Raw genomic sequence first — 16,977 nt, 5'->3', positions numbered from 1 at the left:
CTTGTGCAGGGCGTAGGTCGCTGCGCCCCTGCGTGCGCAGGGGAGGTGGCAGGGTCTTGGCGATGGGGTGGATCAGGCCGGCGTGGTGACCGGCTTCTTGAGGATGCGCAGCGCGACCGCAGTGACAGCCACGCCGGCCAGCAGTGCCAACAGGTAGATGCCGAGGTGAGTGACTGCGTTCGGGATCGGCAGCACGAACACGCCGCCGTGCGGCACCTTCAGCTCGACGCCAGCGGCCATCGAGATTGCACCTGCCACGGCAGAACCAAGGATCAGCGCCGGAATGGTGCGCAGCGGATCACGTGCGGCGTAGGGGATCGCGCCTTCGGTCACGAAACTGAGGCCAAGCACGCCGGCGGCACCGGCCGTGCCGCGCTCCTCGGCGGTGAAGCGGTTGCTGAACAGCCATGTCGCCAGCGCAATACCCAGCGGCGGCGTCATGCCGCCGATCATCGTCGCCGCCATCGGCGTGTAGACCTGGCTGGAAATCAATGCAGTAGAGAACGCGTAGGACGCCTTGTTGACCGGCCCGCCCATGTCCACCGCCATCATTCCGCCCAGCAGCAGGCCAAGCAGGATCGCGCTGCCGCCCTGCATGCCGCGCAGCCAGTCGGTCAGCCACGCCAGAAGCCCGGCGACCGGCGTGCCGATCACGTACATCATCAACAGGCCGACCAGCAGCGTGCCCAGCACCGGCAGGATCAGCACCGGCTTGAGGCCTTCCAGGCTGCGCGGCAGGCGCAGCGCACGGTTGATCCAGTGCACGCCATAACCGGCGATGAAGCCAGCCAGGATGCCGCCGATGAAGCCAGCATCCATGTTCACTGCTACCAGTCCGCCGATCATGCCGGGCGCAATGCCGGGCCGGTCGGCGATGGAGTAGGCGATGTAACCGGCCAGCGCCGGCACCATCAACATGAAGCCGGACTTGGCGCCGATCTGGAACAGCGACCACGCCAGCGTGCCCTTGTGCGCGTCATCGAAGGCATAGATGCCGCCGAGTGCGAACGCCAGTGCGATCAGCAGGCCACCGGCAGTGACGAACGGCAGCATGAACGACACGCCGGTCATCAGGTGCTTGTAGGGGCCGGTGGCCCTGGTTTTTTCGGCCGTGCGGCCCGGAGTCGCGCTACCTGCCTGCACGCCGGCCTCGGCCAGCGCCTTGCGGATCAGGTTCTGGCCATCGTTGATCGCCGGCTTGGTGCCACTCTTGAACAGGCGCTTGCCGGCGAAGCGCGACAGATCGACTTCGCGGTCTGCGGCGATCAGGACGAGGTCGGAGGCAGCGATTTCCTCGTCGCTCAACGCGTCCTGCGCGCCGACCGAGCCCTGGGTTTCGACCCGGATTGCATGGCCCAGCGCCTTGGCGGCCTGTTGCAGGCCCTCCGCCGCCATGAAGGTGTGGGCGATGCCGGTGGGGCAGGAGGTGACGGCGACGATGCGCTTGCCCGCATGCGTGCCGGCGTTGCCCGACACCGCGGCCGCGAGCGGTGCGAGCGCCGCAACCGGGTCGTCCAGTACCTCGCCCAGGCTGGCATGCACGATCCCGGCATTGGCGAAGCGCGCGATGTCCGCCTCACCCTCACCCACCAGCAGCAACTGCGTCGCGGCGGCGGCGTCCGAGGCAGACAGTGCGCCGGTCACGCCCTGGTCGCTGCGGATCTCGATCATCAGCTCGAGCCCGCGCTGGCGGGCGGCACGGCGCAGCGCTTCGGCGGCAAGAACCGCCTCGATGCTGCGTTCGCCAGCGGCGATGACTACGGTGAAAGCGTGCATGGAAACTCCTGGAATTCTTCGGGCTCGTGCTTGCCGAAAGCGCTGCGGTCGGCCCGAAGCCGCCGCCGTGCTCCCGGCAGGGGGGTCAATCCAACCGCTCGATCAGTACATCGCCGGTCCAACCGCGTACCTGCGCCGGGTCCAGCCGTCGTGCGTCACCGCTTTGCAGCCGGCTCATCGAGAACGCGGTCGCCAGCCGCGCGCAGCCGTCCAGATCGAGGGAGGGCTCCAGCATCGCGGCAGCGATGCCGGCGACCATGGCGTCGCCCGCACCGACCGTGCTGCCCTGGGCCAGTCGCGGCGGTCGTGCGACCAGCGCGCCGCTGCGATCAATGAACAGCGCGCCGTCGGTGCCCATCGAGATCGCTACGAGCGCAACGCCACGTTCGACCAAGGCCTGGCCAGCGACGCGGAGGGCGCTGCGGTCAGGCAGCTGCGTGCCGGTCCAGGCCTCCAGTTCGTGGCGATTGGGCTTGACCGCGTAGGGCAGCGCACCGGCGGTGTCACTCAATGCAGCCACAAGTGCGTCGCCGCTGGTGTCCAGCAGCACGCGCGCACCGGCGGCGGCGGCCTGCGCCTGCAGTCGCGCCCATGCATCGGACGGCAGTCCAGACGGCAGGCTGCCGGACAGCACCACCGGAAGGCCCGGCAGCAGCAAGGCGCCAAGCCTGCGCGACACTGCGTCCAGAGCGGTATCGTCGAGGGCCAGGCCGGGCAGGTTGATGTCGGTGGTTTCGCCGTTGTCCTCGTCAACCAGCTTGATGTTGGTGCGGGTGCTGCCGGGGATACGCAGGCAGCCATCCACGATGCCGCGCGTGGAGAAGAGCGCGCTGAACACACCGTCGTTGCCGCCACCGAGCACGCCCAGCGCGGTGGTCGGCACGCCCCAGTCGGCCAGGCAGGCGGCCACGTTGATGCCCTTGCCACCCGCATCGTCGCGGCTGCTGCGGGCGCGGTGCACATGGCCCGGCCGCAGGCTGGCCAGCCGCACGGTCTGGTCGATCGCCGGGTTCAAGGTAACGGTGACGGCGCGGGCGTTCATGCGCGGGCTCCGTCGAGGGCGCGCACCTGCTCGGCGGTTTCGCAGTCCAGCGCCGTCGCAGCCAGCGTTTGCAGATCGGCCAGCGCGCTGCCACGCAGGCGTGCCTTCACGGACGGGATGTCGTTCGGGGTCATCGACAGTTCGTCCACGCCCAGCCCTGCCAGCAGCATCGCGCCGAACGGATCGCCGGCCAGGCCGCCGCAGACACCCACCCAGCGCCCCTGCGTGCGTGCGCCGTCCACCGTGGTGCGGATCGCGCGCAGCACGGCCGGATGCAGGCTGTCGGCCTCTGCGGCCAGCTCCGGGTTCTGGCGATCGATCGCCAGCACGTACTGGGTCAGGTCGTTGGTGCCGATCGAGAAGAAGTCGGCGTGGCGCGCCAGCACATCGCTCTGGGCGGCCGCGGCCGGTACTTCGATCATGATGCCGATCGGCACGTCGGGTGCCTCGAGTTCGGTGCGCAGGCGCTCGCAGATGGCACGCAGTGCGACCAGCTCGGGCACCGAGGTGATCATCGGGAACATGATGGACAGGCGTGCACCGTCCTTGGCTGCGCGGTACAGCGCACGCAGCTGCGGCTCAAGCAGATCCGGGCGGCGCAGCAGCAGGCGCGCGCCGCGCACGCCGAGGAACGGGTTCTCCTCGTGCGGCAGCTCCAGGTGGGCGACCTGCTTGTCGCCACCGATATCGAGCGCACGCACGATCAACGGACGGCCTTCCAGCGCTTTGGCCATCGCCATGTAGGTTGCGTACTGCTCCTCCTCGCTGGGCGTGCTGCCGCGTTCGAGGAACAGGAATTCGGTGCGCATCAGCCCGACACCTTCCGCGCCCTGTTCCAGCGCCAATGGCACCTGCTCAGGCAGGTTCACGTTGGCGCCGATGTCGATGCGATGGCAGTCGGTGGTCTGCGCCGGCTGCGCGCGTTGTGCGGCTTCGCGCGCGCGGATCTGCTGCTGCTCGGCGATCCAGGCGCGTGCCGAAGCAAGATCGGCCTCGGAAGGGGACAGGTAGAGTCGCCCGCTGCTGCCATCGATGATCGCTTCGCGGCCGGCCTGGATCGCCAGCAGTTCGGCGCCACCGGCAACCAGCGCCGGCAGGCCGAGCGTGCGCGAGAGGATCGCAGTGTGCGATGTGGGGCCGCCCTGTGCGGTGGCGAGGCCGAGCACGCGGGTGGTGTCAAGGTTGGCGGTATCCGAGGGCGACAGGTCGGCGGCAAGCAGGATGCACGGTTGCGCCGGTAGATCCGCCAGGCCGCCACCGGCCGCAGAGGGGTCAAGCTGCGCCAGTACGCGCCGACCCACATCGCGCAGGTCGGCAGCGCGCCCGGCCAGCACCGGATTGCCCAGCGCCGCCAGCCCGGAGGCGATCTGCTCGATGGCCTGGTGCCAGGACCACGCGACGCCATGACCTTCAACCATCAGCTGGCAGGTACGGGTAATCAGGTCGGTGTCGTCAAGCAGCGCAGCCTGCGCCCTGAAGATCGCCGCATCCGAGGCGCCAAGGCGGCGCTGGGTGTCGTCCTGCAGCGCGGCCAGCTGCTGGCGGGTACGGCTGAGCGCATCCTGCAGGCGCGCGCCGCCCTCGCCAAGCGGGGCAGGGCGATCGGCAACATCGGCCTGCGCGCTGCCCAGTACATGCAGCGGACCGATGGCCAGCCCGGGGCTGGCGCCGATGCCGACGATCGCTGCCTGCGCTTCGGGCGGATTCCAGCCCGCGACCGGCGCCGTCTTTCGCTGCGCTGCACGCTCCGCATCGGCCTTTTCCTGCGCGACCAGCCCGTCCATGGTCTTGCGTAGTGCAGCCAGCAGTGCGGGGGCATCGGCGCCTTCGGCAGAAACACGTACGGCATCGCCCTCGCGAAGCCCGAGCTGCAGCAGCGCCACCAGACTCTTGGCATCGGCCGCCTGATCGCCCGCGCGCACCTGGGCGCGGGCCATGAAACCCCGCGCCGTCTCGGCCCAGCGCGTGGCCGGGCGCGCGTGCAGTCCGCTGGGGTAAGCAATGGTCCAGTCGAAACGCTCGGCCAGGTCCGCCACCGGAACGTGAGTGGCAGAGACTGCGACATCGCTGGCCAGCGCATTGACGATTTCGCTTGCATCGGAGGTAGTGAACAACCGCTGCAGCGTGGCCTCGTCCTGGATCAGGCGGGTCAGCCTGCGCAGCAGGGTGATGTGGGTATCGGACTGGGCGGCAATGCCAACCACCAGGCGGGTGACCTGGCCGGGGTTCCATTCCACGCCTTCCGGCAACTGCAGCACCGCAATGCCGTCGCGACGCACCAGGTGGCGGTCCTCGCCGAGCCCATGCGGGATCGCCACGCCATGGCCGAGGAAGGTGTTCGCCAGCGCCTCGCGGCGTCCCATGCTGGCCTCGTAGCCCGGCGCCACGCAGCCGGCAGCGACCAGCATCTGGGCCACCTGGGCGATGGCATCGGTCTTGTCCTGTGCCCGCGCGTCCAGGCGGATCAGTTCCCGGCTGACGGGGGAAGGGGAGGTCAGGGGCGACAAAGCGGGCTCCGGGAGGGATGGCTGGGGCGTATTGGGAACGTTCCCACTGCACATTTCAATGTGCACTGCACAAAAATCCAATAGTCCTTTGGCGTTAGCATTGCCCTGAACAGCCATCCGGCCATGAACAGCGTACGTTTCCGGGAACGTTTCCAATGAGCATCAGCATCAACGACGTCGCACGCGTGGCGGGGGTGTCCAAATCCACGGTGTCACGGGTGCTCGGGGGCGGTCCGGTCAGCGAGGACGTGCGCGGCAGGGTCGAGCTGGCGATCCGCCAGACCGGCTATCGACCCAACCTGCAGGCAAGACGGCTGCGCTCCCGGCACTCCGGCATCATCGGCTTGATCGTGGCGGATATCCGCAACCCGTTCTTCACGGCGCTGATCCGCGCCGTGGAAGAGGTGGCCTATCGCGAAGGTCTTCGGGTCACCCTCTGCAACACCGACGAGGACCCCGAGCGGGAGGCGCTGTATCTGCAATTGATGCACGAAGAGCGCATCAGCGGCCTGATCTTCGCGCCGACCCGGACCACGGTGGGCCGGCTCGAGCGGCTCACGCTGGACTATCCGACGGTGCTGGTGGACCGTGCCGCGCCCGGCGGTCCGATCGACAGCGTGGTACTCGACAATCCGGCAGCGATGGCAGGCCTGGTCGAGCATCTGGTGGAGCGCGGCTATCGGCGTATCGGCGGACTGTTCGGCAGCACCAGTACCACCGCGGCCGAGCGACGTGACGGTTATCTCGCTGCGATGCGCACGCATGGGTTGCAGCCGGACTACCGTGAGGTTGAACCCACGGCCGAAGCCGCCATCGCGACGGTCGATCAGTGGCTCGCCACGCCAGCCCGCCCCGAAGCACTGGTCACCAGCAACAGCCTGCTGTTGATGGGAGCATTGAAAGCCGCCCGCGGCGCCGGGCTGGCGATTCCAGAGGCGTTGGCACTGGCCGGCTTCGACAACGAACGCTGGACCGAGCTGGTCGAGCCGGGCATCACCGTGATCGAGCAACCGGTTGAGGAGATGGGGCGGGCCGCGATGTCGCTGCTGCTTGAGCGCCTGCGCACGCCGGAGCTGCCGGTACGCCGACTCGTAATGACGGGCCGGTGCGTGGTCAGAGGGTCGACGGCAGCGCGATAGCTCGGCGCCCGATCGCGGCGAAGCCTTGGAATGCCGCCCGGGTGTTGGCGGGCCAGCCGCTGCCTGTTACAAGCCATCTGTCCACAACCAGCTAGCTCGACTTTGACCCACGCTGTGTGCATCCCACAGGAACGCGCCAAGGACTCCGACATGAACGGACATCACGAACCCCAGGCGCGCCGCCTCTTGCGTCGGCTCCTCGCACTCGGCCTCTGCGCCCTGGCAGGATCCGCCCTCGCCGGAACAACGCAACCGGCACGCACCTGGCTTGTCAGTGGAGCCGAACTCATCACCCTGCTGCAGGGCAAAGGCGCTGATGGCTTCTGCGACGGCGAGCAGTGCCGGAACCTGTCCAGCGCTCGCGCCAGCGCCTACATCCAGGGCGTTGCCGATGCCAGCCACGGCCAGTGGTGTGGCCAAGGCAGGATTCTTCCGCATGAGCTGGTCGACCGTGTGTCTTCCCATCTCCGGCAGTTGCCCGGCGAGCGATTGCAGCAGGATGCGTCTCCACTGGTTGCCGAAGCGCTGCGGACCGCATTTCCCTGTGGTGGTGGCGCGTCACGGGGTGGCAGTGCCGAGCCCGGCAAAGACGAATAGGACAGGCCGCGCCCAACGCGTGACGACGCGAACGCCCTACACCCTCGCGACACGGTGCATTCACGGCCACCAACACCCGCGCTGTCCACACTGCATGTTCCTTCCACAGCACGAGGTGCCCCATGGCCACCTGTGATGTCTGCGGCAACAACTACGACAAGAGCTTCACCCTCCAGCAGGGCGGGCGCAGCGGCACGTTCGATTCGTTCGAATGCGCGATCCACGCATTCGCACCGCGCTGCGCACACTGCGATTGCGCTGTTATCGGGCATGGTGTTGAAGGAAACGGCCAGATCTTCTGCTGCGCACACTGCGCCGGTCATTCAGGTGTAAAGGGTTTAGCCGACCGGGCCTGAGTCGCCGTCAGCGCCATCCCGCTCCTGCCCAGAGACAAGCGAAGAAACCCGCGCGACCCGCGCTGCGCCCGAACCAGCAAGCAGCGCCAGTGCCCGCCGCTTCTGCGCTGGCATTCCCGCCACGGCCTCCGACGCCAACACCACGTGGAATTCCCTGGCGTTGGCGTCCAACGCTGTAGCCAGGACACACGAGTCGGCCGTCATGCCACACAGCCAAAGGCGGCGCACTCCCAGCTTGGCCAGCAGAATCGGCAAAGGGCTGGCCAGAAAAGCCGAGTGCTTGGGCTTGAGCACGAAGTAGTGACCTGGCAGAGGCGAGAGAAGGCTGGCGATTCGCCCCGCCGGGCCACCGTCGCGCCGGCACTGTTCCACCTGCTGGCGGAAATCGCGCTTCCATTCCGAGAAATTGTCGTTGGCGTAGATGACCGGCCAACCGCGTTCGTCGAAGTGATCCCTCAGGCGCCGGATCTGCCGGGCCGCCCGCTCTGCCGCCGGCGCCAGGGTTTGAGCGCCAGGGAAGTCGAATCGACTGAACATGTCGATGATCAGCAGGGCCGTCGATGGATCATCTCGCATGGCTCAATCACCTGTCTGCGCGTGTGGGGCCTCAACCGGCTTGGATTGCGGCGAGTCTTTCTGGCGCAGGAAAATCGTCAGTACCACCAGGGACAGCACGGCCAGGAATTCGCTCTGCCAGTTCTGCATGGATTCGAACCAGAATGTGCTGCTGGCGAGGTGCTCCACAAAGCCTGGCGGCGGCAATCCCTTCAACTGCTGTTCGGCCTCCTCGGCACGCCAGCTTCCCACTGCATGCAGCGTAAAGCTGAACAGGAACAACAGCCCGAACGCGATCGCAAGCGAATGACCGTAGAGCGTCTTCCATGGACCACCGCGCCTTACCGGCCACGGCGCGGGCCCCGGCTCGACGCGATTCTGTTCCTGCGCAGGGTCCAGCGGCCGCGATTCGGCGGAGCCGCGCTGGCGCAGGCTGACCGTCAGGAGCACATACATCCCCATCTGCAGGAACTCGCTCTCCCAGTTCTCGAACGTGGCGCTGACGAAGTGCCCCGTCGCGAGGTAGTGCCAGAGATCGATCGGCGCGCGTCCGTACTCGACCAGTTCCTGGTTGTGCACGTGATGCCCGGCAACCGCCTGCCCGACGATGAACACAAGCGTGAGCACAAGCAGCACCAGCGAGAGACCGTTGCGTTTCCACATGCAACACCTCGTTCAGTCTGTTCCAGAGGCCGTGCGCGAAGCTTGCGCGGGTAGCAGGCCATGACCCGTGAATCCGGCGCATCCAGAATGTGAGGCGGACTCAACGCTTTCCGGTCGGGTCAGGATCAGGACGTTCGTAGTCTTCCGGTACGGCCTTGGGGCCATCGCCGTCGTCGGGCATGTCGTGCTCCTTCCACTTGGCTCGATCGTTGCGCCGCTTGTCCGGCGTGTGCGCCTTCGACTGATCGTCCACGTCTGTCGTCGGATTGAGGGGCAGCTTGTCGTTCATGGGCAGCTCCTGCGGCTAGAGACCGAAGACTGCACCGGGCCGGGTTAACACCATGACCCCGTAGAATGAACGCCGTGCACACCGGGATGTCACCGAAGCGGGATGGCGGCCTTGCGATGCTGGCGTCCCGAGCTCCTGGAGAAGCACGATGCAGGCATTGACCTATCACGGCCGCAAGGATGTGCGAGTCGAGACCGTACCGGACCCGGTACTGGCGGCCGAGGATGATCTGATCCTGAGGGTAACTGCCACCGCCATCTGTGGATCGGACCTGCACCTGTATCGCGGCAAGATTCCGGATCTGCACGATGGCGATGTGCTCGGCCACGAGTTCATGGGCGTGGTGGAAGAGGTCGGCAGCGGCGTGACCCAGGTGCAGCCGGGCGATCGTGTGGTGATCCCTTTCGTGATCGCCTGTGGAGAGTGCTTCCATTGCCGCCTGGCCGAGTATGCCGCTTGCGAAACCACCAATACCGGCAAGGGCGCCGCACTGAATCAGAAGGGCATGCTGCCTCCGGCCGCATTGTTCGGCTACAGCCATCTGTATGGCGGCGTGGCCGGGGGCCAGGCCGAATTCGTGCGTGTACCGAAGGCGAATGTAGGCCCGCTGCGCATTCCGGAAGGCATTGCGGATGAGCAGGTGCTGTTCCTGTCCGACATTCTCCCCACCGGCTACCAGGCTGCGCTGAACGCAGGGGTGAAGGCGGGCTCGACGGTGGCCATCTTCGGTGCGGGCCCGGTGGGGCTGATGAGCGCGGCCTGCTGCCGCCTGCTGGGCGCAGAGACCATCTTCATGGTCGACCATCTTCGTTACCGTCTGGATTACGCGCGCCGTACCTACGGTGTGACTCCCATCGACTTCAAGGAGATCGAAGACCCGGCGGACTACATCCTTGCCCAGACCAGTGGGCGGGGCGTGGACGCCTGCATCGAGGCGGTAGGCTTCGAGGCCGAGGGCAGCGCGCTGGAGTCAGCATTGACTGCCGTGAAACTGGAGGGCAGCAGCGGCGTGGCGATCCGGCAGTGCATCGCGGCAGCACGCCGCGGCGGCGTGGTCAGCATCCCGGGTGTCTACGCTGGCTTCATCCATGGTTTTCTGCTGGGTGATGCGTTCGACAAGGGGCTGACGTTCAAGATGGGGCAGACGCACGTGCAGGGACTGATGCCGGAACTGCTCGACGCAATCATGGAAGGAAAGCTGCACCCGGGTGACATCATCTCGCACCGGATGCGCCTGGCCGATGCAGCTCAAGGCTATGCAATGTTTGATGCCAAGGACGATGACTGCCGCAAGATCGTACTGACACCCTGAGCGTGCCGCCATGAGCGCGATTGTCATCGCCTGTGTCTACGCCCTGTGGCTGGCTGCCGGATCGCTGGATTTCCATTTTCACCGGCGCACCGATCTTCCGCACACTTCCGCGATGCGCGAAAGCCTGCTGCATGGGGTGCAGCTGCTGCTGATCGGCAGCGGCGTGCTTGCCTGGCTCCTGCTGGAGAACACGTTGTCGCTGGTCGCGCTTCTGGCAGGCCTGGTCATCGCACACGCGGTCGCCGGCTATCTCGATACCGTCAGCGCGGACGGCCGTCGACGCATCAAGCCCGGCGGAACAACATGTGCACAGCGTGCTGGATGCCGCGCCGTGGGTCCTGCTGGCCTGGGTGGGCTGGCAGGCCCACCCGCGGTGGTCGCTCGAAGTGAAGCCTGCAGCACCGGACGTCTGGTGGCTCACCCTGCTGCCGGCGCTGGGCCTGGTGGTGCTGCCATGGCTCTGGGAACTGCGGCAGTGCGTGCGTGCAAGACAGCGCACGCAGACGGGGCCGTGAGGATCATGGTACCGGGCATTCATGTGCCCGCCACGCCATCAAGACAGACATGTGACCGCCTGCCGCCTACGTTCATGGCGTATCTCCATTGCAGGTCTGCCACCCATGCAGGATGTGACGTCATCCTCTTCGCTGTTCAATCGCGCACGCCAGGTGCTGGTGCAGCAACCGGCATTGCCTTTGCCCGGTGGCGGCCAGACCCTGCAGCGTTGGCAGGCGCTGGCAGCCTGGGGGGCAGAGGATCTTTGCCTGGCCAAGGTACTGGAGGCCCACTATGACGCCCAGGCGATTGCTGCCGAGTTGAGGGCGCCCATCCCTGCTGAAGACACGTTGCTGGCGGTGTGGGCTGCAGAGGGTCCGGCCAACACCGTTCGCATCGATGCCGGCGGTGGGTTGTACGGTGACAAACCCTGGTGTTCCGGCAGCGCATGGGTGGATGCGGCACTGGTAACGGTTCGCAACCCGCAGGGCGTGTGGCTATGCCAGGTAGCGGCGGAACACTGGCACACACTTGCGGGCGAGCCATGGCCTGCCGTGGGCATGGCCGCAATCCCTTCCACCACGGTGCGCTTTGACGGCGCACCGATGGTGATCCTGGGGACGCGCGATGACTACCTGCAGCGCCCGGGCTTCTGGCACGGCGGGGCAGGCATCGCGGCGGTCTGGTTTGGTGCAGCGGCCGCTTTGGCCGAGCGCATGCGACCGGCCTGCACCGAGGGAAATCGCGCGCGGCTGCTGGGTGAAGTGGACCTCGCCCTGGGCCCGGCAGCCGCGCTGCTTCGCGAACTGGCGGCGCACATCGACGCCGCGCCCGAACTGGCCCATCGCGAAGATGTAGTGCGCGTGCGCTGTGTCGTTGAGCGCGCGGCAACGCGTGTGCTGGACCTGGCGGGTCGGGCGCTGGGCCCGGGCCCGATGTGCCTGGAGGACGCCCATGCCCGGCGCTGCGCGGACCTGACCGTGTTCCTTCGCCAGAGCCACGCCGACCGCGATTGGGAATGGCTGGGCGAGCAGCGTGCAGCACAGGAGGCAACATGGGCGCTGTAGCCAGGACACCCCTGCAAGGGGAAGGAACCCAGGAGCAGGCCTGGCTGCACTGCGATTGGCTCTGGCAGCAACCGACCACATCGGCAACCGCACTCTGCAGCGGGCATGACCGCATGGTGGTGGTCGCGCCGCATCCGGACGACGAAATCCTCGGCTGTGGCGGACTGCTGCATCACGCTGCGGGGCAGGGTATCGACGTCAGTGTCGTTGCCGTGACCGACGGCGAAGCATGCTACCCGGGCGAGCCGTGGTGGACGCCCGAACGCCTGCGATCAGCGCGCCGAGCGGAGCTTGCCGCGGCATTGGGCGAACTCGGCATTCCGGTTCGCTCCATCTTCCACCTGGGTATCGCCGACGGCGCGGTCAGCGCGCATGAGCAGGGGCTGGAAGGTTGGCTGCAGCAGTATCTGCAACCGCGCGACCTGGTCCTGGCGCCATGGCGGTTTGATGGTCACCCCGATCACGAAGCGGCAGGACGCGCTGCCTGCCGCGCCGCGCGGGCGGTTGGTTGCCACCGGCTGGAGTACCCGGTGTGGGGCTGGCACTGGCTTGACCCTGCCTGCGCACATATGGCGTGGGAGGTTCCGAAGCTGGTCGACATTTCAGCAGTGGCGTCCGCAAAGCGAAACGCAATCGCGCATTTCCGTACGCAGACCGGCGACGTGGCGGGCCTGAACAGCCCGCCGGTGCTGCCCGCACATGTACTCGCCCGATTCTTTCGAAACTACGAGGTATTCCTTGCATGAGCGCGCAACCGTACTTCGATGACCTGCATGAGCAGGAGGACCCGTTCGGCTACCGCAGCCGGTGGTATGAAGAGCGCAAGCGTGCGCTGCTGCTGGCAAGCCTCAGCCAGCGCCAGTTCGCTCGCGGCTGGGAACTGGGGTGTTCCAACGGCGTACTGACCGAGGCGCTGGCCGCACGTTGCGAACGCCTGCTGGCAACCGACATCAGCCCACGTGCGGCGTTCCAGGCGCGCCGCAACCTGGCCCATCTGCCGCACGTGCAGGTTCATTGCGCCAGCCATCCCGAGCAATGGCCGCCAGGACGCTTCGACCTGATCGTCTGCGGCGAAATGGGCTACTACCTGGGGGCAGGCGCACTGCGCGAGCTGCGCGGTGGCATTGATGAAGCACTTCGCGATGACGGCCTGCTGGTCGCCTGCCATTGGTTGCCCTCGTTCCACGGACGCGCGAGCCGGACCGAGGTGGTGCATCGATGCCTGGGGGAAGGCCTGCAGGAGGCCTTCCACTACCGCGATGCGGACTTCGTGCTTCAGGGATGGACACGGGGCCCCTTGTCATTGGCCCGGAACGAGGGCCTGCGGTGATAGGCGTCCTGATACCCGCCCACAACGAGGCGGACAGTATCGCGCGGTGCCTGCAATCCATCCGGGTGGCGGCCCTTCACCCGGGCCTCGGCGGCGAAGCAGTGGAGGTGATGGTCGCGCTGGATGCGTGTACGGATGCAACGGGCACCATCTGCCGCCAACACCAGGTCGGCAGCGTGCAGCTGGATGCACGCTGCGTCGGTGTCGCCCGGGCCGCAGCCGCTGCTGAACTGCTGGGGCGGGGCGCCAGGTGGCTGGCAAGCACGGACGCTGACAGCGAGGTGCCTCCCGAGTGGCTGGCCGCACAGGTTCAGGGCAGTTGTGACGCTTTCTGCGGACTGGTGGACATAGCGACGACCTGCCAGGGTGAACGGCGCCTGCGCAGGGCATTCCAGGCAAGACAGCAGTGGGGCGACCATCATGGGCGCATCCACGGTGCCAACCTCGGCGTCTCTGCCAGTTCCTATCGGGCCGTGGGCGGCTTTGCTCCCCTGCACTGCAGTGAAGACGTGGCGCTTGTCAGAGCGCTGCAACGCTGCGGTGCGGTGGTGCGATGGGCCGGCGCTCCCGTGGTGATGACAAGTGCGCGTCTGCAGGGGCGCGCTACAGGCGGATTCTCCGCTTATCTGGCGGCGCTGGGTGGCGAGCGCTCCGGCGCGGAAGCATCGGCCCTGATCACCTGAGGGTCAGCCACACCGTCACGCAAGCGCCCCGTGTTATCGGAGCGTGCGGTTGAGGAGAGCGTTGGGACAGCGCAGGCCACGAAGGCCCTCATCCCTGCCTACCTCCGCGAAGCGATGATGGACGAGCAGGAAATTTCCTGCGTCAGAAGGAACGAACGTGCCCCTCCGTGCAGTCGCCTACGCAAGTGAGGCGACATCGGGGCTTTCCATGGACCATGTGGATGACCTCGCCAGGGCCGCCGCCCGCTTCAACTTCGAAGCCGGCGTTACGGATGTGCTTCTTTACGACGGGCTCCGTTTCCTCCAGTACATCGAGGGACCGGAAGACAGCATCAACGTGGTGTACGGCCGCATCCTCAGTGCCCGCAGCCATTGCGAGCTGATCGAGCTGGGCCGGGGCAGGGTTTCCGGCCGATTCTTTCCCTACTGGTCAATGCGGCTGCTGTGGGTCGATGACTCCGAGATCCGCAGCGTGGCGCGCAGCAACTGGGATGGGCTCTCCCGTGGCGGCGCGCTGCGCCAGCTGAGCCTGGTGGTGGCCCCGCACCTGGGGTGACCACCCATGGCAATCAATGCGCCGGCGGTTGCACGCAGACATCCCCCATGACGCGCCGAACCGTCTCCTGCAACTCGCCGACGTGGAACGGTTTGGCCACGAAAGCGGCGCGACGGTGACGCTGCGGCACCAACTGGTCATAGACCGCGGATACGAACAGGAACGGAATACCGAGTTCCGTCAGGCGATCAGCCACCGGGAAGACCACGCCGTCGCGAAGCTCGACGTCGAGCACGGCGCCGTCGAATCGCTGGTTGTCCAGCAGCCCCAGCGCATCGAACACGCTGTAGGCATGCGTCACCTGATCGCCTGCGTCCTCCAGCGCCTGTTCCATCAGCGCAGCCAGGTCGAGCTGGTCTTCCACCAGCAGCAGGTTGCATCTGCGCTGGCTCATTCCGGATTGCATACGTGCACGCCTGTGTTGTCCTGGGAACTGCAGTCTGTGCTGTGCTGCATCAACGCTATGCGTGTGCATTGTCAGCCCGGCGCGAAGCCTCCCCCCGAGCGCGCCGCCAACCGGGTGGAGGAGGTGTGGAAGGTGCCCTGGATTTCGTTGACGGCGTCTTGGCACGCGCTGTGGATACTGCCGCCGTCCCCCCCATCGGAGATTCTGTCATGCCGCTGTCCGGAACCGATTCTGTCGCTCCAGGCGTACTGCGTGTCGAGTGCATGCCACTCGACTGCGGCGGTGCCGCCATCGTCGTGGAGCTGGACCGGGCGCCTGAACGGGCCTGGATGAAGTCGCTGAAGCGAGCACTGCTGGCCGACGACGCCATGGAAGGCGCACAGGCCAAGTTCGATGGGCGCTTCGTCTATGTCGTGGGCGTGGATGGTGGCGGGCATCGTGCTCAACATCGGGTAATGCAGGCCGTGATGGCGGCGGGCGGCGCGTGCGCCTCGAACGCCAGGCGCGAGCGACCTGCAGTCGGCGTGGGCGTATCCAGCGCAATGGCGACCTGAGAGCACCTCCTGGGTGAAACACAGGGCTGCGGATGTTATCGCCGCATCACCACTGCGTGCAGCGCCCACCTTCGTCGGCTCACACCGGCCGACAGGGCGGTGATTGCCGGCGCTCCACCATGGTCTCCGGAGGCATGTCGCCCCGCACCGGAGAACGAAATGGCAGACCAGAACAACGCCCGAAGCGAGCGCCTGTTGAAGTGGCTGCAGGACGCCTACGCCATGGAGCAGGAGGCGGAGACCATGATGAAGGCCATGGCTTCGCGGATCCAGAACTATCCCCACCTCGCTGCACGGATCGCCCAGCACGTCCAGGAGACGCAGGGGCAGGCCGCCTCGCTGCGCCAGTGCATTGAAGCGCTTGGAGGAAGCGTGCCGACCGCCAAGGGACTGTTCGCCAGCATGACTGCGGCTCTCCATGCGGCCGGCACAAGCCTGATGGAAGACGAGGTGGTCAAGAGCGTGGGGCTCTCGTTCGGCTTCGAAAACACCGAGATCGCCACCTACCGGGCGCTGGTGATTGCTGCCGAGCGTGCCGCAGCGCCGGACATCGCCGCAGTCTGTGGCCAGATCCTGCAGGAAGAGATCGCCATGGCGCGCTGGCTGGAAGACCACCAGGACGGCCTGGTCGGTGCGTTCCTCAATCGCGACGAAACGCCGGGCGCGCAAGCCAAGCGCTGACCCCGAAGCCAGCACAGCCAGCCATTGGAGAAACCCCATGTTCTTTCATCACAAGAAGCTGATGTACACCGTGCGCGTGCGCGAATCCAACCCGCAGCTCGCCAGCCTCATGCTTGAACAGTTCGGCGGCCCGCAGGGCGAGCTTGCTGCCGCCATGCGCTACTTCACCCAGGGACTCGGCGAATGCGATCCAGGCCGCAAGGACCTGCTGATGGATATCGCCACCGAAGAGATCAGCCATCTGGAGATCATCGGCACCATCATCGCCATGCTCAACCGCGGGCCGGAGGCCATTCAGTCCGAAGGGCTTGCCGAGGCCGAGGATATGCGGCTGCTGGGGCAGAACAGCACCAGCCATACCGAGCAGATCCTGTACGGTGGCGGGCCGGCGCTGGTCAATTCCAGCGGGGTGCCGTGGACAGCGGCCTACATCGACTCGATCGGGGAACCTACCGCCGATCTGCGCTCGAACATCGCTGCGGAAGCGCGCGCCAAGCTGGTGTATGAGCGCCTGATCAACGTCACCGACGACCCCGGTATCAAGGATGCGCTGCGTTTCCTGATGGCGCGCGAGATCGCGCACATGAAGTCATTCGAGAAGGCGCTGCACAGCATCCAGCCCAACTTCCCGCCGGGCAAGCTGCCGGGGGACCCTGCGTTCACCGATCTGTACATGGACATGTCGCAGGGCGACGGCGCCGACGACCTGCAGGGCAGCTGGAACAGCGGCGAGCTATGGGAGCGGGTCAGCGACCGCGAGGCACAGACCGCTGTGGATGGTGGCGACGGCGGCGGCACGGTGGACCTGGACGCGCGCGAACAAGCGGCGGTGCAGGCCATGACCCTGCGTACACTCTCCGACCCGGAAGCGCGGCCGACCACCGGGGCCGAGCTGGGGGCCGGCCCGGGCGCGGGAGCACTGGACCTGCCACCACGCGAGCCATGAAAGGGCTGGGGCGCCCATCTGCG

Annotated in this window: 19 protein-coding genes and 1 pseudogene; 13 read left to right on the top strand and 7 right to left on the bottom strand. The window is 66.8% G+C overall.

Translation table 11 applies throughout. The features are described from left to right. Window positions 1–72: 72 nt before the first annotated feature. The 3 genes from Q9Q79_RS10610 to ptsP form a co-directional block, all read right to left on the bottom strand. Entirely contained in the window at window positions 73–1,776 is a 1,704-nt protein-coding gene (locus Q9Q79_RS10610; protein WP_005409714.1) for a fructose-specific PTS transporter subunit EIIC, read from the bottom strand. An 85-nt stretch (window positions 1,777–1,861) separates the two neighbouring features. Further along, window positions 1,862–2,818, bottom strand: a complete 957-nt coding sequence (locus Q9Q79_RS10605) for a 1-phosphofructokinase family hexose kinase (protein ID WP_201862027.1) — start codon at window positions 2,816–2,818, stop codon at window positions 1,862–1,864. Beyond that, window positions 2,815–5,379, bottom strand: a complete 2,565-nt coding sequence (gene ptsP / locus Q9Q79_RS10600) for a phosphoenolpyruvate--protein phosphotransferase (RefSeq protein WP_172476256.1) — start codon at window positions 5,377–5,379, stop codon at window positions 2,815–2,817. Before ptsP ends, Q9Q79_RS10605 begins: the two co-directional genes overlap by 4 nt. Window positions 5,380–5,480: 101 nt before the next feature. On the opposite strand from ptsP, the gene Q9Q79_RS10595 reads away from it, so the two are divergent. The 3 genes from Q9Q79_RS10595 (at window position 5,481) to Q9Q79_RS10585 (ending at window position 7,417) form a co-directional block, all read left to right on the top strand. Further along, the gene (locus Q9Q79_RS10595; protein WP_076740005.1) at window positions 5,481–6,464 is read left to right on the top strand and encodes a LacI family DNA-binding transcriptional regulator; all 984 of its coding nucleotides are present in this window, start codon (window positions 5,481–5,483) and stop codon (window positions 6,462–6,464) included. 150 nt (window positions 6,465–6,614) lie between these two features. Beyond that, complete coding sequence (locus tag Q9Q79_RS10590; RefSeq protein ID WP_076740004.1) at window positions 6,615–7,061, top strand: Rap1a/Tai family immunity protein; 447 nt, start codon at window positions 6,615–6,617, stop codon at window positions 7,059–7,061. A gap of 122 nt (window positions 7,062–7,183) precedes the next feature. Beyond that, window positions 7,184–7,417, top strand: a complete 234-nt coding sequence (locus Q9Q79_RS10585; protein WP_076738418.1) for a hypothetical protein — start codon at window positions 7,184–7,186, stop codon at window positions 7,415–7,417. Here the strand turns inward: Q9Q79_RS10585 and Q9Q79_RS10580 are convergent. The 3 genes from Q9Q79_RS10580 to Q9Q79_RS10570 form a co-directional block, all read right to left on the bottom strand. Next, a complete protein-coding gene (locus Q9Q79_RS10580) occupies window positions 7,400–7,993 on the bottom strand; it encodes a cysteine hydrolase (protein WP_076740003.1) in 594 nt (197 codons plus the stop codon). The genes Q9Q79_RS10585 and Q9Q79_RS10580 overlap by 18 nt on opposite strands. A 3-nt stretch (window positions 7,994–7,996) precedes the next feature. After that, a complete protein-coding gene (locus tag Q9Q79_RS10575) occupies window positions 7,997–8,635 on the bottom strand; it encodes a DUF6766 family protein (protein WP_076740002.1) in 639 nt (212 codons plus the stop codon). A 100-nt stretch (window positions 8,636–8,735) separates the two neighbouring features. Continuing rightward, on the bottom strand, window positions 8,736–8,924 hold the full coding sequence (locus Q9Q79_RS10570; protein ID WP_076740001.1) for a hypothetical protein: 189 nt from the start codon (window positions 8,922–8,924) through the stop codon (window positions 8,736–8,738). Window positions 8,925–9,072: 148 nt separating this feature from the next. On the opposite strand from Q9Q79_RS10570, the gene Q9Q79_RS10565 reads away from it, so the two are divergent. From Q9Q79_RS10565 to Q9Q79_RS10535, 7 genes and pseudogenes are all read left to right on the top strand, one after another. Further along, window positions 9,073–10,236 (top strand): zinc-dependent alcohol dehydrogenase, encoded by a 1,164-nt coding sequence (locus tag Q9Q79_RS10565; protein ID WP_005409706.1) that lies wholly within the window; start codon window positions 9,073–9,075, stop codon window positions 10,234–10,236. Window positions 10,237–10,246: 10 nt separating this feature from the next. Further along, a pseudogene (locus Q9Q79_RS10560) lies at window positions 10,247–10,751 on the top strand (hypothetical protein). 105 nt (window positions 10,752–10,856) lie between these two features. Then, complete coding sequence (locus tag Q9Q79_RS10555; RefSeq protein ID WP_005413479.1) at window positions 10,857–11,798, top strand: hypothetical protein; 942 nt, start codon at window positions 10,857–10,859, stop codon at window positions 11,796–11,798. Further along, window positions 11,786–12,544, top strand: a complete 759-nt coding sequence (locus Q9Q79_RS10550; RefSeq protein WP_032966809.1) for a PIG-L family deacetylase — start codon at window positions 11,786–11,788, stop codon at window positions 12,542–12,544. The genes Q9Q79_RS10555 and Q9Q79_RS10550 overlap by 13 nt, the downstream gene beginning before the upstream one ends. Further along, window positions 12,541–13,128, top strand: a complete 588-nt coding sequence (locus Q9Q79_RS10545; protein ID WP_049459500.1) for an SAM-dependent methyltransferase — start codon at window positions 12,541–12,543, stop codon at window positions 13,126–13,128. Before Q9Q79_RS10550 ends, Q9Q79_RS10545 begins: the two co-directional genes overlap by 4 nt. Next, window positions 13,125–13,811 carry a glycosyltransferase gene (locus Q9Q79_RS10540; protein WP_201862030.1) on the top strand — a complete coding sequence of 229 codons (687 nt, stop codon included), beginning with the start codon at window positions 13,125–13,127 and terminating at the stop codon, window positions 13,809–13,811. Before Q9Q79_RS10545 ends, Q9Q79_RS10540 begins: the two co-directional genes overlap by 4 nt. 157 nt (window positions 13,812–13,968) lie before the next feature. Next, window positions 13,969–14,367, top strand: a complete 399-nt coding sequence (locus Q9Q79_RS10535) for a BLUF domain-containing protein (protein ID WP_201862032.1) — start codon at window positions 13,969–13,971, stop codon at window positions 14,365–14,367. A gap of 13 nt (window positions 14,368–14,380) precedes the next feature. On the opposite strand, the gene Q9Q79_RS10530 is transcribed toward Q9Q79_RS10535, so the two are convergent. Next, window positions 14,381–14,773 carry a response regulator gene (locus Q9Q79_RS10530; protein ID WP_005409699.1) on the bottom strand — a complete coding sequence of 131 codons (393 nt, stop codon included), beginning with the start codon at window positions 14,771–14,773 and terminating at the stop codon, window positions 14,381–14,383. A gap of 209 nt (window positions 14,774–14,982) precedes the next feature. Here Q9Q79_RS10530 and Q9Q79_RS10525 point away from each other — a divergent pair, with 209 nt between their 5' ends. The 3 genes from Q9Q79_RS10525 to Q9Q79_RS10515 all read left to right on the top strand — a co-directional run bounded on the left by Q9Q79_RS10525 (window position 14,983) and on the right by Q9Q79_RS10515 (window position 16,954). Next, a complete protein-coding gene (locus Q9Q79_RS10525; protein WP_099561584.1) occupies window positions 14,983–15,327 on the top strand; it encodes a hypothetical protein in 345 nt (114 codons plus the stop codon). A gap of 159 nt (window positions 15,328–15,486) precedes the next feature. Continuing rightward, window positions 15,487–16,008: a ferritin-like domain-containing protein gene (locus Q9Q79_RS10520; protein ID WP_005409697.1), complete on the top strand. Its 522-nt coding sequence runs from the start codon at window positions 15,487–15,489 to the stop codon at window positions 16,006–16,008. Window positions 16,009–16,045: 37 nt separating this feature from the next. After that, window positions 16,046–16,954, top strand: a complete 909-nt coding sequence (locus Q9Q79_RS10515; RefSeq protein WP_201862034.1) for a manganese catalase family protein — start codon at window positions 16,046–16,048, stop codon at window positions 16,952–16,954. Window positions 16,955–16,977: the final 23 nt, after the last annotated feature.

It is taken from the genome of Stenotrophomonas sp. a6, assembly GCF_030913325.1.
Lineage (GTDB): Bacteria > Pseudomonadota > Gammaproteobacteria > Xanthomonadales > Xanthomonadaceae > Stenotrophomonas > Stenotrophomonas maltophilia.
Note: the sequence above shows the minus strand (reverse complement) of the source record. Positions and strands in the feature narration are given on the sequence as shown.